The sequence below is a fragment of the Bacillus sp. I-2 genome (assembly GCF_001974945.1).
Classification (GTDB): Bacteria; Bacillota; Bacilli; order Bacillales; family Bacillaceae; genus Bacillus; species Bacillus safensis.
This window is the reverse complement of the sequence record NZ_LZRW01000044.1, coordinates 190,424-214,140: the sequence shown is the minus strand read 5'-3', so window position 1 is coordinate 214,140 and position 23,717 is coordinate 190,424. Positions and strand designations below refer to the sequence as shown.

Genomic DNA, 23,717 nt, shown 5'->3' with positions numbered 1-23,717 from the left:
AATAAATTCATAGTTTGAGAGTCGGTAATTCGATTACACGTCGAATTTTAATTGGGAAGACCGGTGAAAATCCGGCGCGGTCCCGCCACTGTGAGTGAGGAGAGCTTTTCTCATGAATCCACTGTCATTAGGATGGGAAGGATGAAAAGCTTGCAGATTCACCAGCCAGGATACCAGCCGCTCTATCACATCAAACCCCCTACGGTTGATAGGAGATGTCGGAAAAGCGTCAGTGATACTCACGCCTTATTTCGCACACACATTTTGTCTTTTAAACCAGACATTTACCTCATCAATCATGATCATGAGCGTAAATGTCTTTTTATATTTAGAGGAGGAATTGGAATTGACAATTGTTAAAACAAGTAATCTAGGCTTTCCGCGAATTGGTTTAAACAGAGAATGGAAAAAAGCACTTGAGTCTTACTGGAAAGGTCAAACAGACCGCGAAACCCTCTTAAGCACACTGGATGAACAATTTTTAACTGCCATTAAAACACAAATCGATCAACAAATTGATGTTGTTCCTTCTGGAGACTTTACCTTCTATGATCACGTGCTGGATACCGCTGTTATGTTCAATTGGATTCCAGAGCGCTTCCGCAGCTTAAAAGACCCGCTAGATACATACTTCGCGATGGCAAGGGGAACAAAAGATGCCGTCTCAAGTGAAATGACAAAATGGTTTAATACAAACTATCACTACATCGTTCCAGAATACGAAAAAAGCACAGAATTTAAACTCACACACAACAAACCGCTTGAAGCTTACGAAAAGGTGAAAAAGGCGTTTGGTGTTGAAACAAAACCGGTTGTACTTGGTCTATATACATTTGTCTCACTTTCTAAAGGTTATGAAGCAAATGAAGTGAAAGAAATCCAGCAGCGTCTAGTGCCGCTTTATACTCAGCTTTTAAAAGAACTTAAGGAAGCAGGCGTCAAATGGGTTCAAATTGATGAACCTGCACTTGTCACAGCTTCAAGTGAAGACGTAAAATCCGTAAAAGAAATCTATCAAACGATCAAAGAAGCCGTACCTGGGTTGAACATTCTTCTTCAAACATACTTTGATTCAGTAGATGCGTATGAAGAGCTTGTCACATATCCTGTTGAAGCAATCGGTCTTGATTTTGTCCATGATCAAGGGCGCAACCTTGATCAAGTGAAAAAGCACGGCTTCCCGAAAGATAAAATTTTAGCAGCAGGCGTCATTGATGGAAGAAATATTTGGAGATCAGACCTTGGCGAAAGATTATCCTTTATTTCTGAAGTCATTGCTGACGTTCAGCCGAAAGAAGTATGGCTGCAGCCATCAAGCAGCTTACTGCATGTGCCAGTTGCCAAACACCCAAGCGAACAGCTTGAAGAAAAACTATTAAACGGACTGTCTTATGCCACTGAAAAGCTGGCTGAATTGACACTGCTAAAAGAAGGTTTAACAAAAGGAGCAGCTGCCATTGATGCTGATATTAACGAAGCAGCACAAGCACTTCTTACCTTAAAAGAGTTCGCAAAAGGAACAAATGCGGATCTAACAGCGGAACGCAACAATCTTTCATCGAAAGATTTTAAACGTCCAGCTGCCTTTGAAGAACGCCTGCGTATCCAAAACGAATCTCTTGAGCTCCCGCTCTTGCCAACAACAACAATTGGCAGTTTCCCACAGTCTGCCGAAGTGCGCAGTGCTCGTCAAAAGTGGCGCAAAAATGAGTGGACAGATGCAGAGTATGATGAGTTTATTAAGAAAGAAACAAAACGATGGATTGATATTCAAGAAGAAATTGGTCTGGATGTGCTCGTACATGGAGAATTTGAACGTACAGACATGGTTGAATACTTCGGTGAGAAGCTAGCCGGATTTGCCTTTACGAAATTTGCTTGGGTACAATCCTATGGATCACGCTGCGTGAAGCCGCCAATCATTTATGGAGATGTAGAGTTTACAGAGCCAATGACAGTGAAAGAGACGGTTTACGCACAAAGTTTAACAGAGAAAAAAGTCAAGGGCATGCTGACAGGACCTGTTACCATCTTAAACTGGTCTTTCCCAAGAACAGATATCTCTCGCAAAGACATTGCTTTCCAAATCGCTTTCGCTTTGCGTAAAGAGGTAGAAGCTTTAGAAGCAGCTGGTATTCAAGTGATCCAAGTGGATGAGCCAGCGCTAAGAGAAGGACTTCCGCTCAAAGAAAGTGACTGGGCAGAATATTTAAACTGGGCAGCAGAGTCATTCCGTTTATCCACATCATCCGTTCAAAATGAAACACAAATTCATACACATATGTGCTACAGTAACTTCGAGGATATTGTCGATACCATCGAAGACTTGGATGCTGACGTGATTACAATTGAACATTCACGCAGTCATGGCGGATTCCTCGATTACTTAGAAAAGCACCCGTATTTGAAAGGACTTGGACTAGGCGTTTATGATATCCATAGCCCGCGCGTTCCATCTGTTGAAGAAATGAGCGAAATCATTGATGATGCGCTGAACGTTTGTCCGACAGATCGCTTCTGGGTGAATCCCGATTGTGGTCTAAAAACTAGACAAGAGCCTGAAACCATTGCTGCTTTGAAAAACATGGTCACAGCTGCTGAAGTCGCTCGTAAAAAGCTGGCGCAGCACGCATAATTGAATGTCTCTCCCCTGCTGAACGCGGCAGGGGTTTTTTATGCGCAAATTGGCCTGTTCGATCTCCTACTATGATGATTTCTTTTCTAGCATGATTCGTTTATACTAGAGAAGTCAGTCGAACAAAGGGAGGAAGACAATGAATCACGAAGATTTTTTACAACGCGCAATTGATCTTGCAGTAGAAGGAGTCAATAGTGGTACTGGCGGCCCTTTTGGAGCAGTCATTGTCAAGGATGGTCAGATTATTGCCGAGGGCAGCAACAACGTGACAACGAGTAACGATCCAACCGCACATGCAGAAGTCACAGCCATTCGCAAAGCGTGCCAAACTCTACATACATACCAATTAGAAGATTGCATTCTATACACAAGCTGCGAGCCTTGTCCGATGTGCCTTGGCGCTATTTACTGGGCTAGACCAAAAGCTGTGTATTTTGCTGCTGGACATCAGGATGCAGCGGATGCTGGTTTTGATGACTCATTTATTTATGAAGAAATCAACAAAGAATACGAATCAAGAAATATACCATTTTATAAGCTGACACCTCAAAAAACCCTTGCGCCATTTGAAGCATGGGAAACATACGATAAAAAGAAAGAATATTAAAAAAAGACACCTGCTCGTAAGCAGGTGTTGCAATTGTTGACAAGGGCTAAAATGGAGTATATTTTAGCCCTTTGTCTTTCACTATTACTCCGCCACTTCAAGCTCTACTTCAATGTTCCCTCTTGTTGCTTTTGAATATGGACAGAATTCATGTGCAGCATGGACAAGCTCTTTCACTTTGTCATGATCATGACCTTTCGCAGATACAATCAGCTTTACGCCAAGCTTAAAGCCGCCGTCACTTTCATCTTTTAAAAGACTGACATGTCCTTCTACTTCCGATTCTATTTCTATCCCTTGCTTCTTGGCTACCTGCTCAAGTGCTCCTCCGAAACAAGCTGCATAGCCTGCTGCAAATAATTGCTCTGGGTTTGTACCAGTCTCTCCATCTTTCTTAGCGTTAGGCATGACAATGTTATGATCGAGCACACCATCCTCTGAACGAACATGTCCAGCTCTTCCATGCTGCGCCTTTACTTTTGCTGTGAATAATGGTGTCATCTTCATCTCCTCCTTCATCTATTCATCCTTTTCACGTTTTATTCATTTCTCAAACATTTATGGCACATTGAAGAATTTTTCATTTTTCGTCTGTATTTATTTTAAAAAGGAAGAAAATCTTATACAATGATAAGTATGACAAAAAATAGTTGGTGACTGACATGACAAATGAATTTGAACATATGAAGCTGGAAAATCAGCTTTGTTTCTTGTTATATGCAAGTTCACGAGAGATGACGAAGCAGTATAAACCGTTGTTAGAAGAATTAAACATTACGTATCCGCAATATTTGGCACTGCTTTTATTGTGGGAGCATGGAACATTAAATGTGAAAACGATGGGAGAGCTTCTCTATTTAGACTCCGGTACACTCACGCCCATGCTGAAACGAATGGAGCAAAACGGACTCATTATCCGAGAACGTTCGAAAGAAGATGAGCGGTCTGTACAAATTCGTTTAACGGAATATGGAGAGCAGCTAAAAGAAAAGGCCACTGCGATTCCGTCTCACATGCTGACTGGGACAGGAAGATCGGAAGAAGAGCTAAAAACACTGCGTGCCTCTTTACATGAGCTTTTGCAAAATTTAACACAATCAAAAGGCTGAGGGAATGTTCCCTCAGCCTTTTATTGATATCTATTATTGTGCGACAGCTACTAGTTCTACTTCGATGTTTCCTTGAGTTGCTTTTGAATATGGGCATACGCCGTGTGCTTTATGAACAAGTTCTTCTAATGCAGACTGCTCAATTCCAGTTCCCTTTACTTCTAATTGAACACCTAGTTTGAAGCCGCCATCTGAACTGTCTTTTAATAAGCTGACATGTGCTGTTACTTCACTTTCAAAACGGATACGCTCTTGTCTTGCTACCATTTGAAGGGCTGAATCAAAACATGCAGAGTAGCCTGCTGCGAATAATTGCTCTGGATTTGTTGCTTTTTCAAGTTTTTTTGCTCTTGGTGTTCCAGGCATTGCTACATCATGCTCAAGTACACCATCTGTTGAAACAACCTTTCCTTCTCTTCCTCCGACAGCTGATACCGTTGCTGTAAATAAAACGTCTGACATGAATATAACCCTCTTTCTCTCCAATAATATTTTCTACAATTGAATTGTACACAATTTAAATTGCGGAGTCAATCAATAAATACTCTTTTTTAAGTTTTCCTGTCTGAATCCTTTTTATGAGCATGTCCGAAAATTGTTAGACAGTAAAAAAAGCCCTTTAACAAGGGCTTTTAGATCGTGTCGTGCTGCGGATTCGGTTGTTCTAGCGTATGGTTTCTGTTATCTGGGTCGGCATTTGCTGCTGCCAGCCACAATGCCATGATGGTGATGCTTGTACAGACGACTGCCCATTTTTTAAAATTCATATAAACAATCCCCTCTCTGAATATAGATTCGAGCATGTTCCGCTTCCCCATAGAACATGGAAGATTTTTCATAATCCCCCATTTCATTATAATACTTTGCGGTATCTAATGCCAGCTCCTCTATATCTGGATATGCATAGGCAGACTCTAAAAAATGGAAAATCCGTTTAATATGCTCAGCATCTTGTCTTAAATACAATGCTTCTAGAAATATGGTTTTCTGAAGATGAATGTCATCTTGAAGAGCTTCTGCTCGCTTCATACATTCTTCTCTGTAGTGTAATGCTTCATCGTGTTTTCCTTGTTTGTATAATATCTGAGCGGCTGTATAAAGAGGGTCTATAGATCGACGAAGATGATCGGATTGATTTTGATCAAATAACGAGATGGATTCTTTCATTAATTCGAGTGCGCGGCCCAAGTCTCCCATTCGGTAATAACTGTTGCCCATATTAAACAAAGAGGAGGCAATAAAACGCACATTTTGAAACTCTCTTGATCTCGCAAGTGCTCTTTCGAGATGTGGTAATGCTTTTTCATGCCTTCTCATATCATCGTAGTTACCGGCCACAATAAATTCACACTGAATCGTGCGAAGCGCATACAGTTCATGCTGAACATAAACATCCAGCGCTAGTTTAGCATGGTGCATCGAGATATGTGTTTGTTTCATGTGATAATATATTTCTGACATTTTAAAATGAAATTCCGCACGTTCAATATCATCTGATACAAAAGAAAGCTTGTGCTCTGCCTTTTGATAAGACGATATGGCAGCAATATACTCCCTCCGTCCGAATTCATACATGCCTCTAAAAAAATGATAGTAGTATTCAAGCATGCCTGTGACATGCGTTTGATGCTCATCTATTTCTTTCGAAAGCTCGGAAAAGTTGGCGCGAAGCTTTCCTTCCTTTAATGGCTTTAAATAATCGAGCATGACCTCATGCCTAAATTCCATTAAAGAAAAATAGAGAAGCAAATTCTGATCTTCTTCCATTGAATCAAGAGAGGTGCGAATTTCCTGTTTTAACTGTTCTGCTTGTTCTGAATCAAATCTGCGGATTAATTCATACCACTTGTTGATTTTCACTCCAATATCCGAAGAGGGAATGATTTTCGCCATACGTTGCCTTCTCCAATCTTCTCAAAATATAAAACATTACCATATTTTATCATACTTGACCGAAGAAATACAAAAATGAAAGGAAAAAGAGAGCCTGTTGTCACAAGACTCTCTTTTGAATTCGTTATTCTCTTATTTGTCCTTGACCACGAATGACAAATTTTTCAGACGTTAAGGCTGGCAGACCCATTGGCCCTCTTGCATGAAGTTTTTGTGTACTAATACCTATTTCCGCTCCATAGCCAAACTCAAAGCCATCTGTGAAACGAGTAGAGGCATTATGATAGACAGCGGCAGCATCGACAGCTGTTAAGAAAAGGGCTGCATGCTCATCATTTTCCGTAATGATCGCTTCAGAGTGCTTAGAGCTATATGTTTGAATATGCTGAATCGCTTGTTCTATGTTTTCTACAATTTTAATACTGACAATCGGCGCTAAAAACTCCGTTGCATAGTCCTCTGCTGTCGCTAATGCAGCACTAGGAGCAAGCGCGCAAACGGCTTCATCACCGCGTATTTCTACCCCATTTGATTGAAGGGCTTCAAATAACGAAGCACCGTAGGTTTTTGCCCATGTTTCATGAATGACAATGCTCTCGATCGCATTACAAACAGATGGTCTTTGGGTTTTGGCATTCAGCACAATCCGCTCAGCCATTTCGTTTTTCGCTGTTTCATCAATATAGATGTGACAATTTCCTGCACCTGTCTCAAGCACCGGCACAGTTGACTCTCTCACGACAAGATCAATTAAATTCTTCCCGCCGCGCGGAATGAGGACATCCAGGTATTCATTTAAGGTGAACAGCGTTTTCGCCGTTTCACGGCCAGTATCTTCAATCAATTGCACACTGTCTACTGGAATATCCGTCGTATGAAGCGCTTCATGAATCACCTTTACAATTGCTTTATTACTATGAATAGCAGATGAGCTTCCGCGCAGAATCACAGCATTTCCAGTTTTCAAGCAAAGGGTCGCAGCATCGACTGTCACGTTTGGTCTTGCTTCATAAATCATTCCAACCGTTCCAAGCGGTACACGGACCTTTTCGATGAACAGACCGTTTTCTTTTTGAATGGTTTCTAACGTTTCACCAATTGGGTCTTTTAGCTGAATGAGTTGAAGGGTCGCGTCTGCAATGGCTTCAATTCTCTCTTCCGTGAGTGTGATCCGGTCAATGACAGATGGCGTGAACTGCTTTTCCTCAGCAGCCTGAACATCCTTTTGGTTCTCCTCTATTAAATAAGCTGAAGATGCTTTTAGTGCACTTGCGATGGCGTGCAGGGCAGCATTTTTTTGTTCCGTCGTTTTTAGAAGCAGCTGATCTTTGGCTACACTTGCTTTTTTTGCTTTTTCAAGAACTTCATTCATCGTATTCCCTCCTCAGTTTTGTACATGCTGTACCCAGTGATCTCGGTGTATGACCTCAGGCTTCTCTTTTGAAAGCTCGTCACTTCGCATTCCTTTAATGCCGAGAAGCTCATCGGATGCGTACAAGGTTTGTCCCTTACCAACTAATCCGTTTGGACCGACGACTTCTACGACTTCTCCTTTAGAAAAGTCACCAGCGACATCAATGACTCCTGCCGGAAGAAGACTTCTGCCATTATGCAAAATCGCCGCTTCTGCTCCTGCATCAATCATGATCTTCCCAGAGACCGGTGAGTGGAATTGAATCCATTGACGGCGGTTGTTCACGGCTGATAAATCTTGTTCACCGATATACGTTCCATCTCCTTGTCCCGCAAGAATGCGAAGCAGTTTGTCTTCCCCAGTGCCTGTGCCAATGAAGACTTTCACGCCAAGTGAAAGTGCCGTTTGTGCAGCAGACAGCTTCGATTTCATTCCGCCTGTTCCAACCTTTGAACCGGTGCTCTTTGCATATGAAAACAATTCTTCTGAAATGTGGGTCAGGACATCAAACCGCTTCGCCTCAGGATGCTCATTTGGATTTGCATCATAAATGCCATTGATGTCTGTTAATATGATCAATTGGTCTGCATGGATTAATCCACTGACAAGAGCTGACAGCATGTCATTATCCCCAAAGGTAAGCTCCTCGATGGAGACTGAATCATTTTCATTTATGATCGGTAAAATCTTTCTTTCCAGCAGCTCCATCATCGTTGCGTAAGCATTTCGATATCTTGTTCGATCTGAAAAGTCATTACGTGTTAAAAGCATTTGAGCAGGTGTCATGTGAAATTGTGAAAAAAGCTCTGTATATTTCTGCATTAACAAGCCCTGACCAACGGCGGCAGCTGCCTGTTTCCCCTTTAAGGTCACAGGTCTTGATGGATAGCCTAAGCTGCCAAATCCTGCTGCAACGGCTCCTGATGAAATTAAAATGATTTCATGACCTGCTTCTTTGAGCTTTGCTATGGCTCTTACATGATCCTGCATCTTTTGTTCATCAATGGCTCCTTTTTGCTCTGTTAATGAACTGCTGCCAATTTTTATGACGATCCTTTGCTTTTTCATCCTTGATTCCCTCCGCTATACCTTTAGGCACAAAAAAATCCCTATTTCTCCTTATGTAAAGGACGAAAAGGGATTTTCCGTGGTACCACCTTCATTGAATAAGCATACGATCTGCTTATTCCACTCAACTCCTGTAACGCCAGGCACGCGCTTAGATTTTTCCTCTAAGGCTCAAAGGGCAGGTTCAGCAGCTGTCTGCGGCAAATGTTTCAGCACATCATTTGCTCTCTTTACGCACCAGTTTCTGCTTACTATTCCTTTTCAACGCTCGTTAATTTTTTTATATTATCACCAATTGCTAAAGAAAAGTCAAGCGGTCAATTAAAGACAATCGTTTTATTCTCATGAACAATAATTCGATCTTCAAGGTGCCATTTGACAGCACGTGCAAGCACACTGCGCTCAATTGTCCGGCCAATATTTTTTAGGGCTTCCGCATCATCCCGGTGATCTACCCGCTCAATATCCTGTTCAATGATCGGGCCTTCGTCTAAATCATTGGTGACATAATGAGAAGTCGCACCAATTAATTTGACTCCCCGCTCATATGCCCGCTTGTATGGGTTTGCACCAATAAACGCTGGCAGGAACGAATGATGAATATTAATGATTTTGTTCGGATGCTCTTCAATGAATCCAGGCGTTAAAATTTGCATGTATCTAGCAAGCACAACCACATCAATGTCGTACTCTTCTAATAAGGCGAGCTGCTCTTTTTCAGCTTCTTTGCGAATGTCTTTGTTCGCCTTTACAAAATGGAATGGGATTCCAAGCGATTCTACTGTATCTTTTGCCGTTTCATGATTGCTGATCACAACTGCGATTTCAGCCATTAAATTTCCGCTTTGCCATTCCCACAGCAGCTCATGCAGACAATGAAGTTCTTTTGAGACAAAGATTGCCAGCTTTTTAAGCTCACTTGCACGCGACATGCTCCACGTCATTTGAAATGATGCTGCGATTGGCTCAAAACTATTTTTCAATTGATCCATATTCGCCGAGATGTCTTTCCAGTCAAATTCAATTCTTAAAAAGAACCGGCCGCTTTCATGATCGGTTGTGTATTGGCTCGATTCAATGATGTTCGCTCCGTGCTCAAATAAAAAGGAAGAAACAGCTGATACAATACCAGGCTGATCTGGGCAGCTGACAAGTAATCTGCCTTTTTGCTCGTGCTTTTGTCTGTGTAATTCAAGTTTTTCTGTAATCAATGTTCTCATGTATCATGACCTCATTTACGTTTTCATTCTAATGAAATATTATACTGGACTGGAAAGAGAAAAAGCAATGAAGAGTCCATTTTTTATTGAATATTCATTCAATTCTGCACCTAGCGTGATATAATGTGAGTAGACCTTTTATCACAAAAGGAGTGATGGAGATGAAAAGCATGACTTTGTTTGGTAAAGTGAGCTTTTGGCTCGGCATCGTATGTCTGATCACAGGTATTTATCTTTTTATGGCCGGTGAGAGACTCATTCCTTTGCTCACATTTGGTGTCTGTTTTCTTCTAGTGAGTCAGCTTTACCGCAAAAATGAAAACGATTCCAATCATCATTCGATGTAACAAAAAAGGGCTAAAATGATTTTTATTTTAGCCCTTTTTCTCCTTTTTCAGCATGATAGAAAACCTTTGCAGGCCTGACAAAGAATGCGTGGGTTTGTCTACATGCTGAGGCTGGCAGACAGATGACAGCCTTTTTTATTCAATGATTTTTAACCCGACCGCCGCAGATAAAATCAGTGCGATAAAGAATATACGTTTTGCGTCCTTCGACTCACCGTAAAACAGCATGCCGACAATGGCTCCTCCAGCAGCTCCAATGCCAGTCCAAATGGCGTATGCCGTTCCCATCGGAATTGTATTCATCGCAAGAGAGAGCATGAGAAAGGACAGCGAAAATCCAGCGGCAATGAATAAAATCCATTTGACATGCCGGTCTTTCTGGAATTGATTCATCATGGTGACACAAAGCATTTCTAAAATGCCTGCCCCAATGAGTAAAAGCCAGCTCATGATTCAGTCTCTCCTTTCTTTTCACCTGTGGTTAGTTTAAGCCCTAATACACCGCTTAAAAGCACCATGATTAAAAGTAATTTCACTAGCTGTACTGGCTCTCCCAGTACCATACCTACTATGACAGTACCTGCTGTCCCAAGTCCGGTGAAAACGGCATAAAGTGTGCCAACTGGCAGTACAGTCGTGGCTTTCAGGAGTAAATAAAAGCTGACGACAATACAAACGATGGTTGCGGCCCATTCCAATAAAGAGTCAGCATATTTCAACCCCATCACCCAGCCAACTTCAAAGATGGCTGCAATCAATACATTTCCCCATTTCATCCGATTCTCTTCCTTTCTGAACGATTCCAAGCAATAAAAAAAGCCCGGAAATCGATCGGTTGATCAAATCTCCCGGGCTTTTATCCCTCCGTGTCCATACGGTCTATTGTCTAGACCCTATGTGTTTTCTCTCGGTCCAGACTGCGCCACCCGCACGGAACCCTAGAAAACCATTTCTTAATAAGCAGATCTGACTTAAAGCAGATTCTGTGTGTCAAAATTGTATCACACCCCGAAATACCGGTCTACCGCTTTGCTTTCTACATGCAAATATACTTGTTCATTTTTCGAAAGAATTTTTATGGTACCGCCGTATACTAAAGGTTAGAAACAGGTCAACTGATAAAGAAGATTTGCGGGCTGTTTCGCATGCTGCGGACTGAAGGGAAATGAGCGTATATGACAATCCATTTATTTTTTATGACATTGACGATCAAGCGTAAATACAAGGACATGGAGACCGTACTTTACGAACAAGAAGTTGAAGCATTTTATGAAGAAATGAAACAGAAGCAGCAAAAATATATGAACTAAAACAGGAATGAGAAAAGGAGGAGATTGACATGTTTATGATGCTTGATTGTAAAAAGGATCTATTCCGCATTCCTTAAAGCACGGGTACGTCAATGATCACATCGCTGATATAATGAAATCAGATTGATGTGATGAACGTTCAACTTAAGGATGATGTATTTACAGATCATCCGTCGTACCCCAAACAATGCTGAAAAACATTTTATAGAAAATGAAGAGGTGGATTCATATGATGATGACTGATGAACAAAAACATGAATTTTATCAAGCACTTGTTGACAAGAATCCGCAATATGACGGCACATTCTTTGCCTGTATTAAGACTACCGGTATCTTCTGTCATGCCACATGTACGGCCAGAAAGCCAAAATTTGAAAACTGTGAGTTTTTCTTTACAGCGGAGGAAGCACTGCTGGCAGGGTATCGCCCGTGCAAGCGCTGCACACCATTAACATACCCTAACAGCATTCCTGAAGAAGTCAAAACACTCGTTTCAGCAGTAGAAAAAAATCCTGAAAAACGCTGGAAGGAAGAGGACTTCCGCCAATTAGGGATTCACTCCGCCACAGCTCGAAGAAAGTTTAAAGACATTTACGGCATGACCTTTGTTCAATATGCAAGATCACGCCGAATGGGCCTTGCCTTTAAAGAAATTTTGAACGGAAAAAAAGTAATCGATCAGCAGGTCACTTTCGGCTATGAATCTTCAAGTGCCTTCAATGATGCATTTACGAAAATCATGGGAAATCCCCCTAAAAAAGCGCAGACTCACATTCTTTATGCTAATTTTATTTCCACACCGATCGGGCGAATGATGAGTGTGACAGATGCCACACATGTGTATTTACTGGAGTTTATGGACAGGCGGGGACTCGAAAAAGAAATTGAAACATTAAGAAAGAAGCATCATGCCCGCATTTTAGTTGGAGAAACAAACGTCCATCAGCAATTAGCAAAGGAATTGGCCTTATATTTTGAGAAAAAGCTGACCAAGTTTACTGTACCGCTTTCTTTACATGGCACCCCTTTTCAAATGAAGGTGTGGGACCAGCTCTCACGCATTCCAGCAGGCGAAACGAGATCCTATCGAGATCTAGCCACGAAACTGGGTGATCCGCATTTGGTTCGTGCCGTTGGTAATGCAAATGGTGCCAATCAATTGGCGATTATCATTCCCTGCCACCGCGTGATTCAAACAAGTGGTGAGCTTGGAGGCTACGGCGGGGGGATTGAACGGAAGAAATATTTGCTTCAGTTAGAACAGCGTGCATAAAAAAACGGCTCTGCTTAATCGGTAAGCGAGCCGTTTTCTCCGTTACGGGTGATGCTGTATACATCAATGATTTGGTCCCATTTTGAAATGGTTTTTTCTTTTTTCATGCCCATTTTTAAAGCGACCTTCACCGACGCTTCATTCTCAGGACGAATTAGGCTGACCATCCGTCTGACCTTCATTTCTTCAAATCCATAGGTAAGGCAGCCTTTTGCAGCCTCAGCAGCATAGCCATTCCCCCACACCGCTTTCTTTAGCATATAGCCGATCTCAAGCTCCGTTTGTCCTTCGATATTTTGCAGAACAATTCCGCTTTGTCCAAGACATTCATTTGTTTCTTTATCTTCGATGATCCATAATGAGGTGTGGTACGTGCGGTCATTTTTTTGATTCCATGCAATCCACTCTTTTGTCTGCGCTTTATCCTTCAAAGAAGGATAATACTTCATCACTTCTTCATCTTGAAACAGCTCGTCATATAAAAATGACGCATCATGTTCATTCATCGTTCTCAGTTTCAGGCGCTCTGTTTCAAGCACTGTCCTTGTTTGATAAGTCATTGATGATCCCCCTTTTTTACTTGCTAAAAATATCTCCGAACAATCCATTTGAATCTGGGGCAAAGTAATGGAAGCCCGCACCGGTTAAACTAGCAGCCAGCGCTGTCCACATCATTAAACTGACGGTCATCCACACCGCGACTTGCTTTCTTTTCGTTCCAAAGCTCATGCACATCAAGGCCGCTAAATGACTGCCGATGATAAAAGGACCAATGAGCGCTAATCCAGGCAGACCGTATCGTTCCCAAATCTTTCTCGCCCGCAGCTGCTTTTTCTCTCCTTTTTCATCACCTTTTTCCTCTTTTCTTTTTAACCACCATGCTTTAAACCGGTCGACGAACACAATGAGAAGCAAGACTGTGAGAAAGTTGCCGATGAATCCAATCACAGCCGTTGTCACAGGATGCAGTCCACTTAAGATTGCGAATGGAACGACACCAATCACTTCAAAAAAAGGCAAAGCAGCCAATACAAAAACGAGCACATATCCCCATATGATATCCAAAAACAGAACCCCTTTTCATTTTTGTCCTCTCCCCATTGTAATGAAAAATACAATTCCATTTCTACATTTTTTTAGAAAAAGAAAAGCACATCGGATAGGATGTGCTCAGTTTACATTCGTATTTTCATTTTTCTTATTTGTCCGGCGCAGGACAATGAGTATAAGCCCTATTAAAATCACAATAGATAGCAGACTTTGCAGCAAAATCACACTTGGTGACGTCCAGCCAATCCATTCGAATATGAGCTGCGGACCGAAAAAGATGATCGGAATGAATGAAACGACATTCGCCTTTAAGATTGCATTGAATACAACGATGCATAGCAGCATGAGCAGAATGACGCCCCACCTCTGGCCAGAAGTAAGGACAAGTAGTGGTGTGCCGACCTTTTGATCCAATAGTTTGATTGTCACCATCGCTGTCAGCTGAAAGATTCCTAACATCCAAAAGTAGAGAAATAGCCGGCTGCTTGTTTGAAAGGCGGACGCTCTAAACATCATAATGATCATGATGACATTGGCCACTAAAACGAGCGGGTATCCAATCAAAGCAAACCAAGAATACGATAAGTTTTGGCTGATTGCATCTGCTAAAATCATGTAAAAAAGCGATCCAATTAAGAAAGCACTGACGAATGGCACCCAATCTTTATGATTTCCTGTCAGCTCTTGTGCCAGTTCATCAGCATAGCTCCGCGGATCTCCGCCGAACACATCCTCACCTGTTTTCCCGTCTTTTTCAGCCTCAACCGCATGTGCTGTCAGTTCGTCCATCAGCTCATCAACCTCATCCTGATTTTTTCCCTTTGATATGAGATAAAGTTGCAGCTCTAGTAGAATGTGTCGTGTTTCTTTTGATACCATAATCTCACTTCCCTTTTTGTAATAAGCGGTTTACATTTTTTGAAAGCTCATTCCAGCGGTCAATAAACTCTGTGAGCGCTTGTTCTCCCGCTTGTGTGAGCGTATAGTATTTCCTTTTCGGGCCGGTCACTGACGCTTTTGTGACGGTGGTCACCAGCTGTTCCTTTTGCATACGCAGCAAAATCGGATAGATACTGCCTTCACTTATTTGATGAAACCCATAATGCGCGAGCTTCTTCGTCATTTCATACCCATAAATTTCGCCCTCAGAAATAATCGACAGCAGGCAGCCTTCTAAAATTCCTTTTAGCATTTGTGTGGATGTTGTCATGATTGTTCCTCCGATTCCAGTACCTTGCATCACAAGATAGCTTCATCTTACCATACACTATCTTGCCATGCAAGATACTGGCACAGAAAAAAATCACCGCTTAAAGGGTGATTTTTACGCCCAAGGCTTATCTGTCCCAAGTGCGTCAGCAAGCGCCTTACTATGCTTTCGGCGGCTTTTCCTTTCTTCTGCCCGCTGCTTCGCTGTTTGATGAAGCATGATCTCTTCCTCTGTTTCCGGCATCACCTGCGGGACTCGTTTAGGCTTTCCGTTTTCATCTAATGAGACAAATGTCAGAAATGAAGTCGCTGCGAGTCTGCGTTCTCCAGACATCAAGTTTTCTTTAATGACTTTGACGAACACTTCCATAGAAGACGTGCCGACCCATGTGACATAGGATTCCAAGCATACTGATTCCTTTTGTCCAATCGGCTCTAAAAAGTCAACAGAATCCATTGAAGCTGTGACCGTTTCACTGCGGCTGTGTCTTGCTGCCGAGATGGAGGCAATGTCATCTATATAACTCATTAATTTCCCGCCAAATAACGTTTGGTGGTTATTCGTATCAAGAGGGAATACCCTGCTGGTTTTAACAACTTTCGATTCCTTGCAGTATTTGAAATTTTCTTCACTCATCATCATAGCTCCTTCTTGCTGTTTTCGTGAATGCGGAACGACTTTTATTAAACACTATTCTTTTAGGTTTGTCTAAACTTTTTGCTTTAGTCTTATGTGAGAGATTTTCTTTCGGAAATGTTTCAACCATGGCTAGAAGAAGGAATAATAGAACTATGAACGAACAAGGAGGCCATTTGATGGATTCTATGAGAGCAGAGCAATTATACAAAATGCCGCAATGCATGAGTGAATACGACGATTTAGAAGAAGTTCTTTTATGCAGTCCCATTTATATGGAAATCAAACAAATTATTAACGAAACCCAGAAACATTTTGCGAAAGAAAATATTTCTCAAATGAAAGCAGTTGCTCAGCATAAGCAATTGATCCAAACCCTTAAAGATCATCAAGTACGGCCCATCCTGCTCCCGGCGAATGACCGCTTCCCTGAGCAAGTCTTCACTCGGGATATTGGGTTTACGATTGGACATACACTGTTTGTTTCAAGTATGGCCGCTCCGGTTCGGCAAGGGGAAGAACAATACCTAAAAGAATGGGCACAGGCAAAAGGGTGGTCAGCTGTCACTTTGACAGACGGAACGATTGAAGGCGGCGATGTGCTTGTGGATCAGAATCGTGTGTTTGTTGGCACGAGCAAAAGAACTAGTCCAGCCGCTATCTACCAGCTCAAAAAGGAACTGCCGGATCATGACATCATTCCGATTCACCTTCCTCCTCACATCTTGCATCTTGATTGTGTGATGAATATTCTGTCTCATGACGAGATCATCATTTATCCTGAAGCGTTCAAGCAAAAGGATCTCCAGCTGCTCAAAACGTATTATGATTTGATTGAAATCAGCGAACAAGAGCAATTCACACTTGGACCAAATGTTTTATCCATTGGGCAGAAAAAAGTGATCAGCTTGCCCAGCAACCAAGAAACAAATGCTGCGTTAACCGCTCACGGATACACCGTTATTGAAGTGGACTTTTCGGAAATTATTAAGTCTGGCGGCTCTTTCAGATGCTGCACATTGCCTATTCGGCGTTCATCTATTAAAAAAGCCATCGTGTAGAACAGCTTGTCTACTTGCTGGCTTTTGTCTAGCTTGTCCTATTTTCTATTATATAAATGACAGGCGACTTCATGACCTTCTTCCACCGCTTGTAATGTCGGCTTTTTTTCAGCACACACATCCATCGCGGCAGGACATCGTGTTCGAAATACACAGCCGCTAGGTGGGTTCACTGGACTTGGAATTTCTCCTTTTAAAATAAACCTTTTGCGCTTGTCCTCTACGTCAGGATCTGGAATGGGGATTGCAGACAGCAAGGCTTGTGTATATGGGTGAAGCGGTGTTTGATATAATGCATCACTCGTCGTCAATTCAACGAGATGACCTAAATACATGACACCGATCCTGTCACTAATATATTTCACCATGGACAAGTCATGTGCAATAAATAGAAAAGTTAATCCTTCCTCTTTTTGCAGTTTCTTCAGCAGATTCACGACCTGCGCTTGGACGGAGACGTCTAGTGCAGAAATCGGCTCATCTGCCACAATAAATTTTGGCGCTAAGGCAAGTGCTCTTGCAATGCCGATTCTCTGCCTTTGCCCCCCGCTAAATTCGTGCGGATAGCGGGTAGCAAAATCATAGCTTAATCCTACCGCTTCAAGCAGTTCTTTCACGCGGGCAATCCTTTTCTTTTGACTGCCATAAAGCTGATGAATCTCCATTGGCTCCAGCATAATATCTTTCACTGAAAGTCTTGGATTTAAGGAGGAATATGGATCTTGAAAGACCATTTGCATTTGCCGGTTGAAATCAAATGATTCTTTTTTAGAAAGGTGGTGAAGACTTTTCCCTTCATATAAGGCTTCACCATCTGTTGGTTCATAAAGACGCATGAGCACTTTTCCAAGTGTGGATTTGCCGCAGCCAGACTCACCAACGAGACCAAAGGTTTCACCTTGTTTCAGCTGAAAAGAGACACCATCCAGCGCTTTTAAGGTTCTCCCTTTCGATAGATGAAAATGTTTTTTAAGGTTGTTTACTTGTAAAAGTGGTTCAACTGTCATGATCGCTCCTCCTCTCGCTTGGTAAATACCGCCTTGCACCTGCCCATTCCTTTTCATATGAAGTGCCAGAAAGGGAAAGAAGCTCAATTTGTCTGCCGGTTTTAGGCGAATGAAGCATCATCCCGTTCCCAGCGTAGATCCCTACATGTCGGACCGCTCCCTTTCCGTTATCATTTGCAAAAAACAGCAAGTCACCTTGTTCTAAATGGCTTGATGTAACCGGCGTTCCTTGAACGGCTTGGTCACTTGCGTCTCTCGGCAAAAGATATCCGCACGCTTTGTACATGCTGTAAGCAAAGCCTGAACAATCATAGCCAAAGCTGCTCATGCCTCCCCATAAATAAGAAAGGCCCATAAATTGTTTTCCTGCGTCTACGACATCTTTGCCGGTCATAGAGAAAGCTTGCGAAACTGGGCGTACATCCGCTTTGTTGATTTCTCTTATTCCTAATGGGGTGACAACATGAAATTGATCATCTGTTTCTTTGGCTGCTGCCAGCTCTGTTAAAAAGCTAATCTCCATATCAGGTTCCCCGTTTTGATAGAGTGTGGCTTTTTTCTGACAAACGATAAGAGATGCAGCTGACGCACTTCCCTCTGTTACTTGTTTTAATTGCTCAGCAGGTATATAGCCTGGATAGCCTTGCGGATGTTTCCGGCTGGCCTGCTGCGGAATGACGACTTTCATCCAGCCATCTGTCTCTTCTAATCCAATCACTCGTCCGCCGAGCAGTACTTGAGATTGAATCAAATTTTCTTCACATAAAACCAGCTTTTCTTCATATGTTTGCTGGTCAATCCATTCTTTGATGTTGATGGAGTCCTGAAGTACCTTTCGATCGATTTCTCGGGGAGACTGCGGCGCTGTCCAAACGTTAGCGACTGGAACCTTTGATTCGTATATCATCATGAGACTCCTTTCACCCCTTGAATGCCTAACCCATGATGCAGTGGTAAAAATATATCTTTTCCTTTGTACACGATTCCTCCGTCTATCATGTCCTCTTTCAGCATAAGCGGGGCATCAAAATCGCAGCGGGTGATATTCGGCTGGCTTGCGGCGAAATGTGCCGCTGCTGTAATGCCAAGCTTTGACTCAATCATACTGCCAACCATGCACTGAACACCGTAGGCTTCGGCAAGGGCATTGATTTTTAATGCTTCTTTTATGCCGCCTGATTTCATTAATTTTAAATTGATCAGATCACAACTTCTCGTTTCAAGCACCTTGATGGCATCATGAAAACTGAAAATGCTTTCGTCTGCCATGATCAATGGATCAACTGCTTCTGTCACACGGCGCAGACCTTCGATATCTTCTTTCGGCACTGGCTGTTCTACTAGTTCAATATTCAGCGCTTCCATTTTTCGAATGGCTATGATCGCTTCCTTCCACGTCCAGCCCTGATTGGCGTCGAGCCTGATCTGAATGTCCGGCCCGACTTTTTCTCGAATCCGCTTGATCCGCTGAATATCCGTGTGTATATCATCTTTTCCTACTTTGATCTTTAACGTCTGAAAGCCTTCGGCTGCGTATTGCTTCGCATCTTCCGCCATCTCAAGCGGACGGTTTACACTGACCGTATAGTCGGTTTCGAGCTGATGACGATATCCGCCAAGGTATTGATAAAGCGGAAGTCCTGCCTGCTTTGCTAAGCCATCATAAATGGCCATATCGATTGCAGCCTTTGCGCTTGTGTTGCTTGCGAGCACGCGGTTCATAGCAGAAAAGATTTGCTCATACTCTGCCAAGGAAGCCCCGAGCAAAATGGGTCTGATCACTTCACGGATGGCATAGTCGATGCTTTCCAGCGTTTCTCCTGTAATCACCGATGTGGGAACTGCCTCTCCGTAGCTGGCGTCACCTTGATCATATGTGATGATGACGATCAGAGATGCTGCGTCATACACCGTTCTTAAAGCGGTTTTGAAAGGCTTTTTTAGCGGTACACTCGTTCTGCATGTACGAACATCCACGATTTTCATTTGATCGCCTCTTTCGCTGCAACGCCTGGAGAAATGTGCAGTTTTTTCCCTGCCGCATCTAGTGCAGCCTGCACGCCCATCGGAATGGCAAAGTTCGGTGATGAATGACCGATCCGAAAGCCGCCGAGTGCAGGTTTCTTTTGCGGGACAATATAGGTTTCCCATAGCTGTTCCAAGGTTAAGGACTGGTCTTTCTTTTTTGGTTCACATTGATGAAAATCGCCAATGATGAATCCTGCCGCATCATCCAATTTCCCAGCAGAGGTAAGGTGCTGCATCATGCGATCGATTTTATAGGGCTCTTCGTCAATATCTTCAATGAACAACAACTTCCCCTTCGTATCAATTTCAAAAGGTGTGCCAAGTGTTGTCACGATGAGGGCAAGATTCCCTCCTATGATGTCACCTGAAGCGGTGCCGGGGTAGAAGGTATGAAGAGGTGACAAGTGATGCGTATACGTAAAGGCCTTCGGCGTGAACAGCTGCAAAAAGGTATCCTTCGTATACGGATGGACCTCTTCAAGTCCCACATCAGAGGAAAGCATTGGTCCATGAAAAGTCACAAGACCCGTCTGCTGCTGGATGGCCGTATGTAAAAACGTAATGTCACTATAACCCCAAAAGATTTTTGGATTCCGGCGAATGAGATCATAGTCAATGGCTTCCGCAAGTCTGCCAGTTCCGTACCCTCCGCAGGCACAAATAACTGCTTTGACTTCTGGATCTTGAAACATGCCATGAAGATCTTCCACTCTTTCATGATCACGCCCTGCTAAATATCCGTACCGGGAATCGAGATACTTCCCTTTTTTCACCTTCAGCCCGAGGCTCTCTAAAAAGGCAATCCCTTTTGCTAATTTCAATTCATCAGGCGGGCTTGCTGGTGCGATAATCCCCACCGTATCCCCTGTTTGAAGCGCCGCTGGCAGCTGGTTCATGCCAATCCCCTCTTTCTCTTTATTTCTTACAATCTATGGGCATCTTCTCCATAACATGAACAAATAAAGGAACAGACGCTTTTGTTCAAAGCGTCCCATATTGTTGACAAAGGGCTAAAATGATCTTTATTTTAGCCCTTTGTCTTCTATTCAACGTGACCTGAAAACCTTTGCAGCCCTAGGAAGGACGAGCATCGGAGCGGAGCGAATTTGACATTCGTGAGCACCGAAGCGCAGGACTGACAAAGAATGCGAGGGTTTGTCCGCGCGCTGAGACGCTTTTGTTCAAAGCGTCCGTATCCCTCATTCCCTTCAATTACTCTCCATCTACTTGTGCCCATTTCAAATCGATATACCCAACAGGGTGGCGGACAATTCCCTTCACGCCCTCTTTTTGCAAATGAACTTGGTTATAAAAATGAATTGGAATGATCGGTGCTTCTTCAATGAGAAGTGCCTCTGCATCATGAAGGATGCTGTTTCTTTTTTGTTCATCTGCTTCCTGGCTCGCCTTTTTAATCAGCTGATCATAGGTGTCGTTTGACCATCCAGTCCGGTTCATCGCATTCCCTGTTTGGAAGCTCTCTAGGAAATTGATCGGATCTGCATAGTCTGCTAAAAATGAACTTTGCGAGAATTGAAATTTCAGCGCCTTTTGATCTTCTGCAAATACATTGGCTTCCATGTTTGCAAGCTTCACGTCCACACCAAGCGCTTCTTTTAATTGCTGCTGGATGGCTTCAGCTTTTTTCTTGTTCTCAGGCTTTGTGCTATATGTTAATGTGACGGGCGGCAGCTTTGAATAGTTCTCTTCTTTCAGTCCTTTTTCTAATAGCTTCGTAGCTTCACTCGTATCTTGTTTGACAAGATCGCCGCCAGCTTCTCTGAAATCCTCACCCTTTGAATCTAGAATCCCCGGCGAAACGAAGGCGCGGGCTGGCTTTTCTTTATTCTTCGTTACATAATCCACGATATCTTGCGGGTTGATCGCCATTTGAAAGGCTTTGCGAATGTTCTTATTTTGAAAAGGTTCCATATTCACATTCAGACGATAAAAGAACAGTCCAGCCTGATCTTCAATTTGTACATCTTTATTTTTCAGCAAATTTTCACTTTGTTCTGCTGGGACGAAGGCAGTATCTAAGTCTCCCGATTGATACATTTGATAATCAGTGTTTCGATCGCTGATCATCAGCCACTTTACCTGATCCAGCTTGACTGATTTTTTGTCCCAATACGTCTCACTTTTTTCCATAGTGAAGCTCTCATCATGCTTCCATTCTGTCAGCTGAAACGGTCCATTCCCAACAAAGGTTTTGGCATCCTTTGCCCAGTTTGGATTCTTCTCTGCTACCTTCTCATTGACAGGGAAAAAGGCAGGGTTTGCGGTCATATTTAAGAACGATTTCTGCGGGTATGCCAGTGTGACCTTTAGCGTTTTGTCATTTTCAGCACTGACTTTTACATCCTCTTTCTTTCCTTTTCCGCTGTTAAATGCCTCTCCGCCTTCAATCATGTAAGCTAAGAACGATGCAGAAGAGCCTGTTTTCGGATCAAGCAGACGCTTCCACGCATATTCAAAGTCACTCGCTTTCACTGGATCACCATTCGACCACTTGATGCCGTCTCTTAAATGAAATGTGTACGTTTTTCCATCCTCTGAAATTTCCCATTTTTCCGCCATTGCAGGAGATGGTTCGTGCTTTTCATTCAGTCTTGTTAATCCCTCCATTAAGTTATTCAGACCTTGCCACGATACATTATTAAAACCAATCGGCGGGTCAAATGACGTCGGTTCGTTTTCGTTATTTAAGGTTAATACTTTCTTTTCATTCTTGTTGCTCGATGATCCTTTACCTGCTTGCTCATTGGCTGTACATCCTGCGAGCAGCATGATGATGAACAAACAAACACTAATGATCCACCCTTTTTTTCTCATCAAAAACTCCCCCTTTGTGTTGAAGATAACATCGCTTGGTTCGCTCGCCCATCCTGGAGCCAGCAATGCACTGTATGAGTAGGTGACCGCTGCGTTTCGTGCGGCATGATATGATCGCACACTTTCATGGCAGCCGGGCAGCGATCGGTATACGGACAGCCCTTTGGCGGTGCAAATAAATCAGGCGGGCTTCCTTCAATTGGAATCAGTTCATCTTTCATATCAAGTCTTGGAACGGATTGCAGGAGCCCTTTTGTATAAGGATGCTGCGGACTGTAAAAAATATCTTGCCTTGTTCCGGTTTCAACCATTTTCCCTCCGTACATGACTGCTACCCGGTCGGCAACTTGGGCTACGACCCCTAAGTCGTGTGTGATTAAAATAATGGTAACCCCTGTTTTCCTCTGAATCTCTTTAAACAGCTCTAAAATTTGTGCCTGTATGGTCACATCCAGCGCCGTCGTCGGTTCATCTGCGATCAGCACCTTTGGCTCACAAATCAGTGCCATGGCAATCATAAGCCGCTGCCTCATTCCCCCGCTGAATTGGTGCGGATATTGCTTTAGTCTCTCCTTCGGCTGCGGAATACCGACCAAATCAAGCATCTGTATGGCGGCTTCTTTCACTTCTTTTTTCGTCAGCTTTTGATGCTCCTTCGCCGCCTCCATCAGCTGATCTCCTATTGTCAAGGTTGGGTTGAGTGCTGTCATCGGATCTTGGAAGATCATCGAAATATCGACACCTCGTATGGCGCGCATTTCTTTCTCGGATAATGACAGCAAGTTGCGGTCTTGAAACCAGATTTCTCCCTGATCGACTTGCGCGCTGTATGCAGGCAGAAGCCTCATAATGCTTTGTGATGTCACACTTTTTCCGCAGCCTGATTCTCCCACAATGGCGAGGGTTTCTTTTTCATATACATCGACATTCACTCCGCGTACTGCTTGAACTGAACCGCCGTATGTCCGAAAACTGACGTGCAGATCGATAATTTGTAGAACTTTTTTCAAA

General features: G+C 43.0%; 27 protein-coding genes, 2 riboswitches and 1 other annotated feature. Of the genes, 7 read left to right on the top strand and 20 right to left on the bottom strand.

Annotated elements, in window-relative coordinates; translation table 11 throughout:
* Positions 1 to 4: 4 nt before the first annotated feature.
* Positions 5 to 196: riboswitch (cobalamin riboswitch) on the top strand.
* A 150-nt stretch (positions 197 to 346) separates the two neighbouring features.
* Both metE and guaD read left to right on the top strand, forming a co-directional pair.
* Positions 347 to 2,635, top strand: coding sequence for a 5-methyltetrahydropteroyltriglutamate--homocysteine S-methyltransferase (metE, locus tag BAE31_RS15955; RefSeq protein WP_046310735.1), 2,289 nt, complete (start codon positions 347 to 349; stop codon positions 2,633 to 2,635).
* 139 nt (positions 2,636 to 2,774) lie between these two features.
* Complete coding sequence (gene guaD, locus BAE31_RS15950) at positions 2,775 to 3,245, top strand: guanine deaminase (RefSeq protein ID WP_075622897.1); 471 nt, start codon at positions 2,775 to 2,777, stop codon at positions 3,243 to 3,245.
* Between the two features lie 84 nt (positions 3,246 to 3,329).
* Here the strand turns inward: guaD and ohrB are convergent, their stop codons facing one another.
* Entirely contained in the window at positions 3,330 to 3,746 is a 417-nt protein-coding gene (gene ohrB / locus BAE31_RS15945; RefSeq protein ID WP_076840932.1) for an organic hydroperoxide resistance protein OhrB, read from the bottom strand.
* A gap of 161 nt (positions 3,747 to 3,907) precedes the next feature.
* Here ohrB and BAE31_RS15940 point away from each other — a divergent pair, with 161 nt between their 5' ends.
* Positions 3,908 to 4,354 carry a MarR family winged helix-turn-helix transcriptional regulator gene (locus tag BAE31_RS15940; protein WP_024424644.1) on the top strand — a complete coding sequence of 149 codons (447 nt, stop codon included), beginning with the start codon at positions 3,908 to 3,910 and terminating at the stop codon, positions 4,352 to 4,354.
* A gap of 33 nt (positions 4,355 to 4,387) precedes the next feature.
* On the opposite strand, the gene BAE31_RS15935 is transcribed toward BAE31_RS15940, so the two are convergent.
* The 6 genes from BAE31_RS15935 to purU all read right to left on the bottom strand — a co-directional run bounded on the left by BAE31_RS15935 (position 4,388) and on the right by purU (position 9,949).
* On the bottom strand, positions 4,388 to 4,816 hold the full coding sequence (locus BAE31_RS15935; RefSeq protein ID WP_024424643.1) for an organic hydroperoxide resistance protein: 429 nt from the start codon (positions 4,814 to 4,816) through the stop codon (positions 4,388 to 4,390).
* A 170-nt stretch (positions 4,817 to 4,986) separates the two neighbouring features.
* Positions 4,987 to 5,121: a hypothetical protein gene (locus BAE31_RS15930; protein WP_024424642.1), complete on the bottom strand. Its 135-nt coding sequence runs from the start codon at positions 5,119 to 5,121 to the stop codon at positions 4,987 to 4,989.
* Complete coding sequence (locus BAE31_RS15925) at positions 5,111 to 6,247, bottom strand: response regulator aspartate phosphatase (RefSeq protein ID WP_076840931.1); 1,137 nt, start codon at positions 6,245 to 6,247, stop codon at positions 5,111 to 5,113. The genes BAE31_RS15930 and BAE31_RS15925 overlap by 11 nt, the downstream gene beginning before the upstream one ends.
* Before the next feature lie 124 nt (positions 6,248 to 6,371).
* Positions 6,372 to 7,619 (bottom strand): glutamate-5-semialdehyde dehydrogenase, encoded by a 1,248-nt coding sequence (locus tag BAE31_RS15920; protein ID WP_041105982.1) that lies wholly within the window; start codon positions 7,617 to 7,619, stop codon positions 6,372 to 6,374.
* Between the two features lie 12 nt (positions 7,620 to 7,631).
* Positions 7,632 to 8,729, bottom strand: a complete 1,098-nt coding sequence (proB, locus tag BAE31_RS15915) for a glutamate 5-kinase (protein ID WP_041085058.1) — start codon at positions 8,727 to 8,729, stop codon at positions 7,632 to 7,634.
* 55 nt (positions 8,730 to 8,784) lie between these two features.
* Positions 8,785 to 9,003 (bottom strand) — a binding site (T-box leader).
* A gap of 43 nt (positions 9,004 to 9,046) precedes the next feature.
* Positions 9,047 to 9,949, bottom strand: coding sequence for a formyltetrahydrofolate deformylase (gene purU, locus BAE31_RS15910; protein WP_024424638.1), 903 nt, complete (start codon positions 9,947 to 9,949; stop codon positions 9,047 to 9,049).
* Positions 9,950 to 10,110: 161 nt separating this feature from the next.
* Here purU and BAE31_RS15905 point away from each other — a divergent pair, with 161 nt between their 5' ends.
* Positions 10,111 to 10,296, top strand: coding sequence for a hypothetical protein (locus BAE31_RS15905; protein WP_024424637.1), 186 nt, complete (start codon positions 10,111 to 10,113; stop codon positions 10,294 to 10,296).
* Between the two features lie 135 nt (positions 10,297 to 10,431).
* Here the strand turns inward: BAE31_RS15905 and BAE31_RS15900 are convergent, their stop codons facing one another.
* Positions 10,432 to 10,746: a DMT family transporter gene (locus tag BAE31_RS15900; protein ID WP_024424636.1), complete on the bottom strand. Its 315-nt coding sequence runs from the start codon at positions 10,744 to 10,746 to the stop codon at positions 10,432 to 10,434.
* Complete coding sequence (locus tag BAE31_RS15895; RefSeq protein WP_025092310.1) at positions 10,743 to 11,072, bottom strand: DMT family transporter; 330 nt, start codon at positions 11,070 to 11,072, stop codon at positions 10,743 to 10,745. Before BAE31_RS15895 ends, BAE31_RS15900 begins: the two co-directional genes overlap by 4 nt.
* Positions 11,073 to 11,139: 67 nt before the next feature.
* Positions 11,140 to 11,249: riboswitch (guanidine-I (ykkC/yxkD leader) on the bottom strand.
* A gap of 222 nt (positions 11,250 to 11,471) precedes the next feature.
* Between BAE31_RS15895 and BAE31_RS15890 the strand changes: the two genes are divergently transcribed.
* Together BAE31_RS15890 and BAE31_RS15885 are read left to right on the top strand one after the other, a co-directional pair.
* On the top strand, positions 11,472 to 11,606 hold the full coding sequence (locus tag BAE31_RS15890) for a YrzI family small protein (RefSeq protein ID WP_076840930.1): 135 nt from the start codon (positions 11,472 to 11,474) through the stop codon (positions 11,604 to 11,606).
* Between the two features lie 229 nt (positions 11,607 to 11,835).
* Complete coding sequence (locus BAE31_RS15885; RefSeq protein WP_076840929.1) at positions 11,836 to 12,879, top strand: bifunctional transcriptional activator/DNA repair enzyme AdaA; 1,044 nt, start codon at positions 11,836 to 11,838, stop codon at positions 12,877 to 12,879.
* Positions 12,880 to 12,893: 14 nt separating this feature from the next.
* Here BAE31_RS15885 and BAE31_RS15880 read toward each other — a convergent pair whose 3' ends face one another.
* The 5 genes from BAE31_RS15880 to BAE31_RS15860 form a co-directional block, all read right to left on the bottom strand.
* Positions 12,894 to 13,439: a GNAT family N-acetyltransferase gene (locus BAE31_RS15880; RefSeq protein WP_076840928.1), complete on the bottom strand. Its 546-nt coding sequence runs from the start codon at positions 13,437 to 13,439 to the stop codon at positions 12,894 to 12,896.
* Between the two features lie 16 nt (positions 13,440 to 13,455).
* Positions 13,456 to 13,944: a small multi-drug export protein gene (locus BAE31_RS15875; RefSeq protein ID WP_041105976.1), complete on the bottom strand. Its 489-nt coding sequence runs from the start codon at positions 13,942 to 13,944 to the stop codon at positions 13,456 to 13,458.
* Between the two features lie 105 nt (positions 13,945 to 14,049).
* Positions 14,050 to 14,808, bottom strand: coding sequence for an HAAS domain-containing protein (locus tag BAE31_RS15870; protein WP_076840927.1), 759 nt, complete (start codon positions 14,806 to 14,808; stop codon positions 14,050 to 14,052).
* 4 nt (positions 14,809 to 14,812) lie between these two features.
* Positions 14,813 to 15,139 (bottom strand): PadR family transcriptional regulator, encoded by a 327-nt coding sequence (locus BAE31_RS15865; protein WP_076840926.1) that lies wholly within the window; start codon positions 15,137 to 15,139, stop codon positions 14,813 to 14,815.
* 114 nt (positions 15,140 to 15,253) lie between these two features.
* Positions 15,254 to 15,775, bottom strand: coding sequence for an acyl-CoA thioesterase (locus BAE31_RS15860; protein WP_008346212.1), 522 nt, complete (start codon positions 15,773 to 15,775; stop codon positions 15,254 to 15,256).
* 179 nt (positions 15,776 to 15,954) lie between these two features.
* On the opposite strand from BAE31_RS15860, the gene BAE31_RS15855 reads away from it, so the two are divergent.
* Positions 15,955 to 16,836 (top strand): dimethylarginine dimethylaminohydrolase family protein, encoded by an 882-nt coding sequence (locus BAE31_RS15855; protein WP_076840925.1) that lies wholly within the window; start codon positions 15,955 to 15,957, stop codon positions 16,834 to 16,836.
* A gap of 38 nt (positions 16,837 to 16,874) precedes the next feature.
* Here the strand turns inward: BAE31_RS15855 and BAE31_RS15850 are convergent, their stop codons facing one another.
* The 6 genes from BAE31_RS15850 to BAE31_RS15825 all read right to left on the bottom strand — a co-directional run bounded on the left by BAE31_RS15850 (position 16,875) and on the right by BAE31_RS15825 (position 23,716).
* Positions 16,875 to 17,843, bottom strand: a complete 969-nt coding sequence (locus BAE31_RS15850) for an ABC transporter ATP-binding protein (RefSeq protein ID WP_041116397.1) — start codon at positions 17,841 to 17,843, stop codon at positions 16,875 to 16,877.
* On the bottom strand, positions 17,833 to 18,750 hold the full coding sequence (locus BAE31_RS15845; RefSeq protein ID WP_076840924.1) for a C40 family peptidase: 918 nt from the start codon (positions 18,748 to 18,750) through the stop codon (positions 17,833 to 17,835). The genes BAE31_RS15850 and BAE31_RS15845 overlap by 11 nt, the downstream gene beginning before the upstream one ends.
* Positions 18,750 to 19,829 carry a dipeptide epimerase gene (locus BAE31_RS15840; RefSeq protein ID WP_076840923.1) on the bottom strand — a complete coding sequence of 360 codons (1,080 nt, stop codon included), beginning with the start codon at positions 19,827 to 19,829 and terminating at the stop codon, positions 18,750 to 18,752. Before BAE31_RS15840 ends, BAE31_RS15845 begins: the two co-directional genes overlap by 1 nt.
* Entirely contained in the window at positions 19,826 to 20,767 is a 942-nt protein-coding gene (locus BAE31_RS15835) for a S66 peptidase family protein (protein ID WP_039177981.1), read from the bottom strand. Before BAE31_RS15835 ends, BAE31_RS15840 begins: the two co-directional genes overlap by 4 nt.
* Before the next feature lie 316 nt (positions 20,768 to 21,083).
* Complete coding sequence (locus BAE31_RS15830) at positions 21,084 to 22,706, bottom strand: peptide ABC transporter substrate-binding protein (protein ID WP_076840922.1); 1,623 nt, start codon at positions 22,704 to 22,706, stop codon at positions 21,084 to 21,086.
* Positions 22,706 to 23,716 carry an ABC transporter ATP-binding protein gene (locus BAE31_RS15825; protein WP_024426795.1) on the bottom strand — a complete coding sequence of 337 codons (1,011 nt, stop codon included), beginning with the start codon at positions 23,714 to 23,716 and terminating at the stop codon, positions 22,706 to 22,708. The genes BAE31_RS15830 and BAE31_RS15825 overlap by 1 nt, the downstream gene beginning before the upstream one ends.
* Position 23,717: the final 1 nt, after the last annotated feature.

What these genes read in the sequence shown, in the direction of transcription:
- guaD (WP_075622897.1), top strand. Translation starts at nt 2,775, where the DNA reads ATGAATCACGAAGATTTTTTACAACGCGCAATTGATCTTGCAGTAGAA.
- ohrB (WP_076840932.1), bottom strand. Translation starts at nt 3,746, where the DNA reads ATGACACCATTATTCACAGCAAAAGTAAAGGCGCAGCATGGAAGAGCT.
- BAE31_RS15940 (WP_024424644.1), top strand. Translation starts at nt 3,908, where the DNA reads ATGACAAATGAATTTGAACATATGAAGCTGGAAAATCAGCTTTGTTTC.
- BAE31_RS15935 (WP_024424643.1), bottom strand. Translation starts at nt 4,816, where the DNA reads ATGTCAGACGTTTTATTTACAGCAACGGTATCAGCTGTCGGAGGAAGA.
- BAE31_RS15930 (WP_024424642.1), bottom strand. Translation starts at nt 5,121, where the DNA reads ATGAATTTTAAAAAATGGGCAGTCGTCTGTACAAGCATCACCATCATG.
- BAE31_RS15925 (WP_076840931.1), bottom strand. Translation starts at nt 6,247, where the DNA reads ATGGCGAAAATCATTCCCTCTTCGGATATTGGAGTGAAAATCAACAAG.
- BAE31_RS15920 (WP_041105982.1), bottom strand. Translation starts at nt 7,619, where the DNA reads ATGAATGAAGTTCTTGAAAAAGCAAAAAAAGCAAGTGTAGCCAAAGAT.
- proB (WP_041085058.1), bottom strand. Translation starts at nt 8,729, where the DNA reads ATGAAAAAGCAAAGGATCGTCATAAAAATTGGCAGCAGTTCATTAACA.
- purU (WP_024424638.1), bottom strand. Translation starts at nt 9,949, where the DNA reads ATGAGAACATTGATTACAGAAAAACTTGAATTACACAGACAAAAGCAC.
- BAE31_RS15905 (WP_024424637.1), top strand. Translation starts at nt 10,111, where the DNA reads ATGAAAAGCATGACTTTGTTTGGTAAAGTGAGCTTTTGGCTCGGCATC.
- BAE31_RS15900 (WP_024424636.1), bottom strand. Translation starts at nt 10,746, where the DNA reads ATGAGCTGGCTTTTACTCATTGGGGCAGGCATTTTAGAAATGCTTTGT.
- BAE31_RS15895 (WP_025092310.1), bottom strand. Translation starts at nt 11,072, where the DNA reads ATGAAATGGGGAAATGTATTGATTGCAGCCATCTTTGAAGTTGGCTGG.
- BAE31_RS15890 (WP_076840930.1), top strand. Translation starts at nt 11,472, where the DNA reads ATGACAATCCATTTATTTTTTATGACATTGACGATCAAGCGTAAATAC.
- BAE31_RS15885 (WP_076840929.1), top strand. Translation starts at nt 11,836, where the DNA reads ATGATGATGACTGATGAACAAAAACATGAATTTTATCAAGCACTTGTT.
- BAE31_RS15880 (WP_076840928.1), bottom strand. Translation starts at nt 13,439, where the DNA reads ATGACTTATCAAACAAGGACAGTGCTTGAAACAGAGCGCCTGAAACTG.
- BAE31_RS15870 (WP_076840927.1), bottom strand. Translation starts at nt 14,808, where the DNA reads ATGGTATCAAAAGAAACACGACACATTCTACTAGAGCTGCAACTTTAT.
- BAE31_RS15865 (WP_076840926.1), bottom strand. Translation starts at nt 15,139, where the DNA reads ATGACAACATCCACACAAATGCTAAAAGGAATTTTAGAAGGCTGCCTG.
- BAE31_RS15860 (WP_008346212.1), bottom strand. Translation starts at nt 15,775, where the DNA reads ATGAGTGAAGAAAATTTCAAATACTGCAAGGAATCGAAAGTTGTTAAA.
- BAE31_RS15855 (WP_076840925.1), top strand. Translation starts at nt 15,955, where the DNA reads ATGGATTCTATGAGAGCAGAGCAATTATACAAAATGCCGCAATGCATG.
- BAE31_RS15850 (WP_041116397.1), bottom strand. Translation starts at nt 17,843, where the DNA reads ATGACAGTTGAACCACTTTTACAAGTAAACAACCTTAAAAAACATTTT.
- BAE31_RS15845 (WP_076840924.1), bottom strand. Translation starts at nt 18,750, where the DNA reads ATGATATACGAATCAAAGGTTCCAGTCGCTAACGTTTGGACAGCGCCG.
- BAE31_RS15840 (WP_076840923.1), bottom strand. Translation starts at nt 19,829, where the DNA reads ATGAAAATCGTGGATGTTCGTACATGCAGAACGAGTGTACCGCTAAAA.
- BAE31_RS15835 (WP_039177981.1), bottom strand. Translation starts at nt 20,767, where the DNA reads ATGAACCAGCTGCCAGCGGCGCTTCAAACAGGGGATACGGTGGGGATT.
- BAE31_RS15830 (WP_076840922.1), bottom strand. Translation starts at nt 22,706, where the DNA reads ATGAGAAAAAAAGGGTGGATCATTAGTGTTTGTTTGTTCATCATCATG.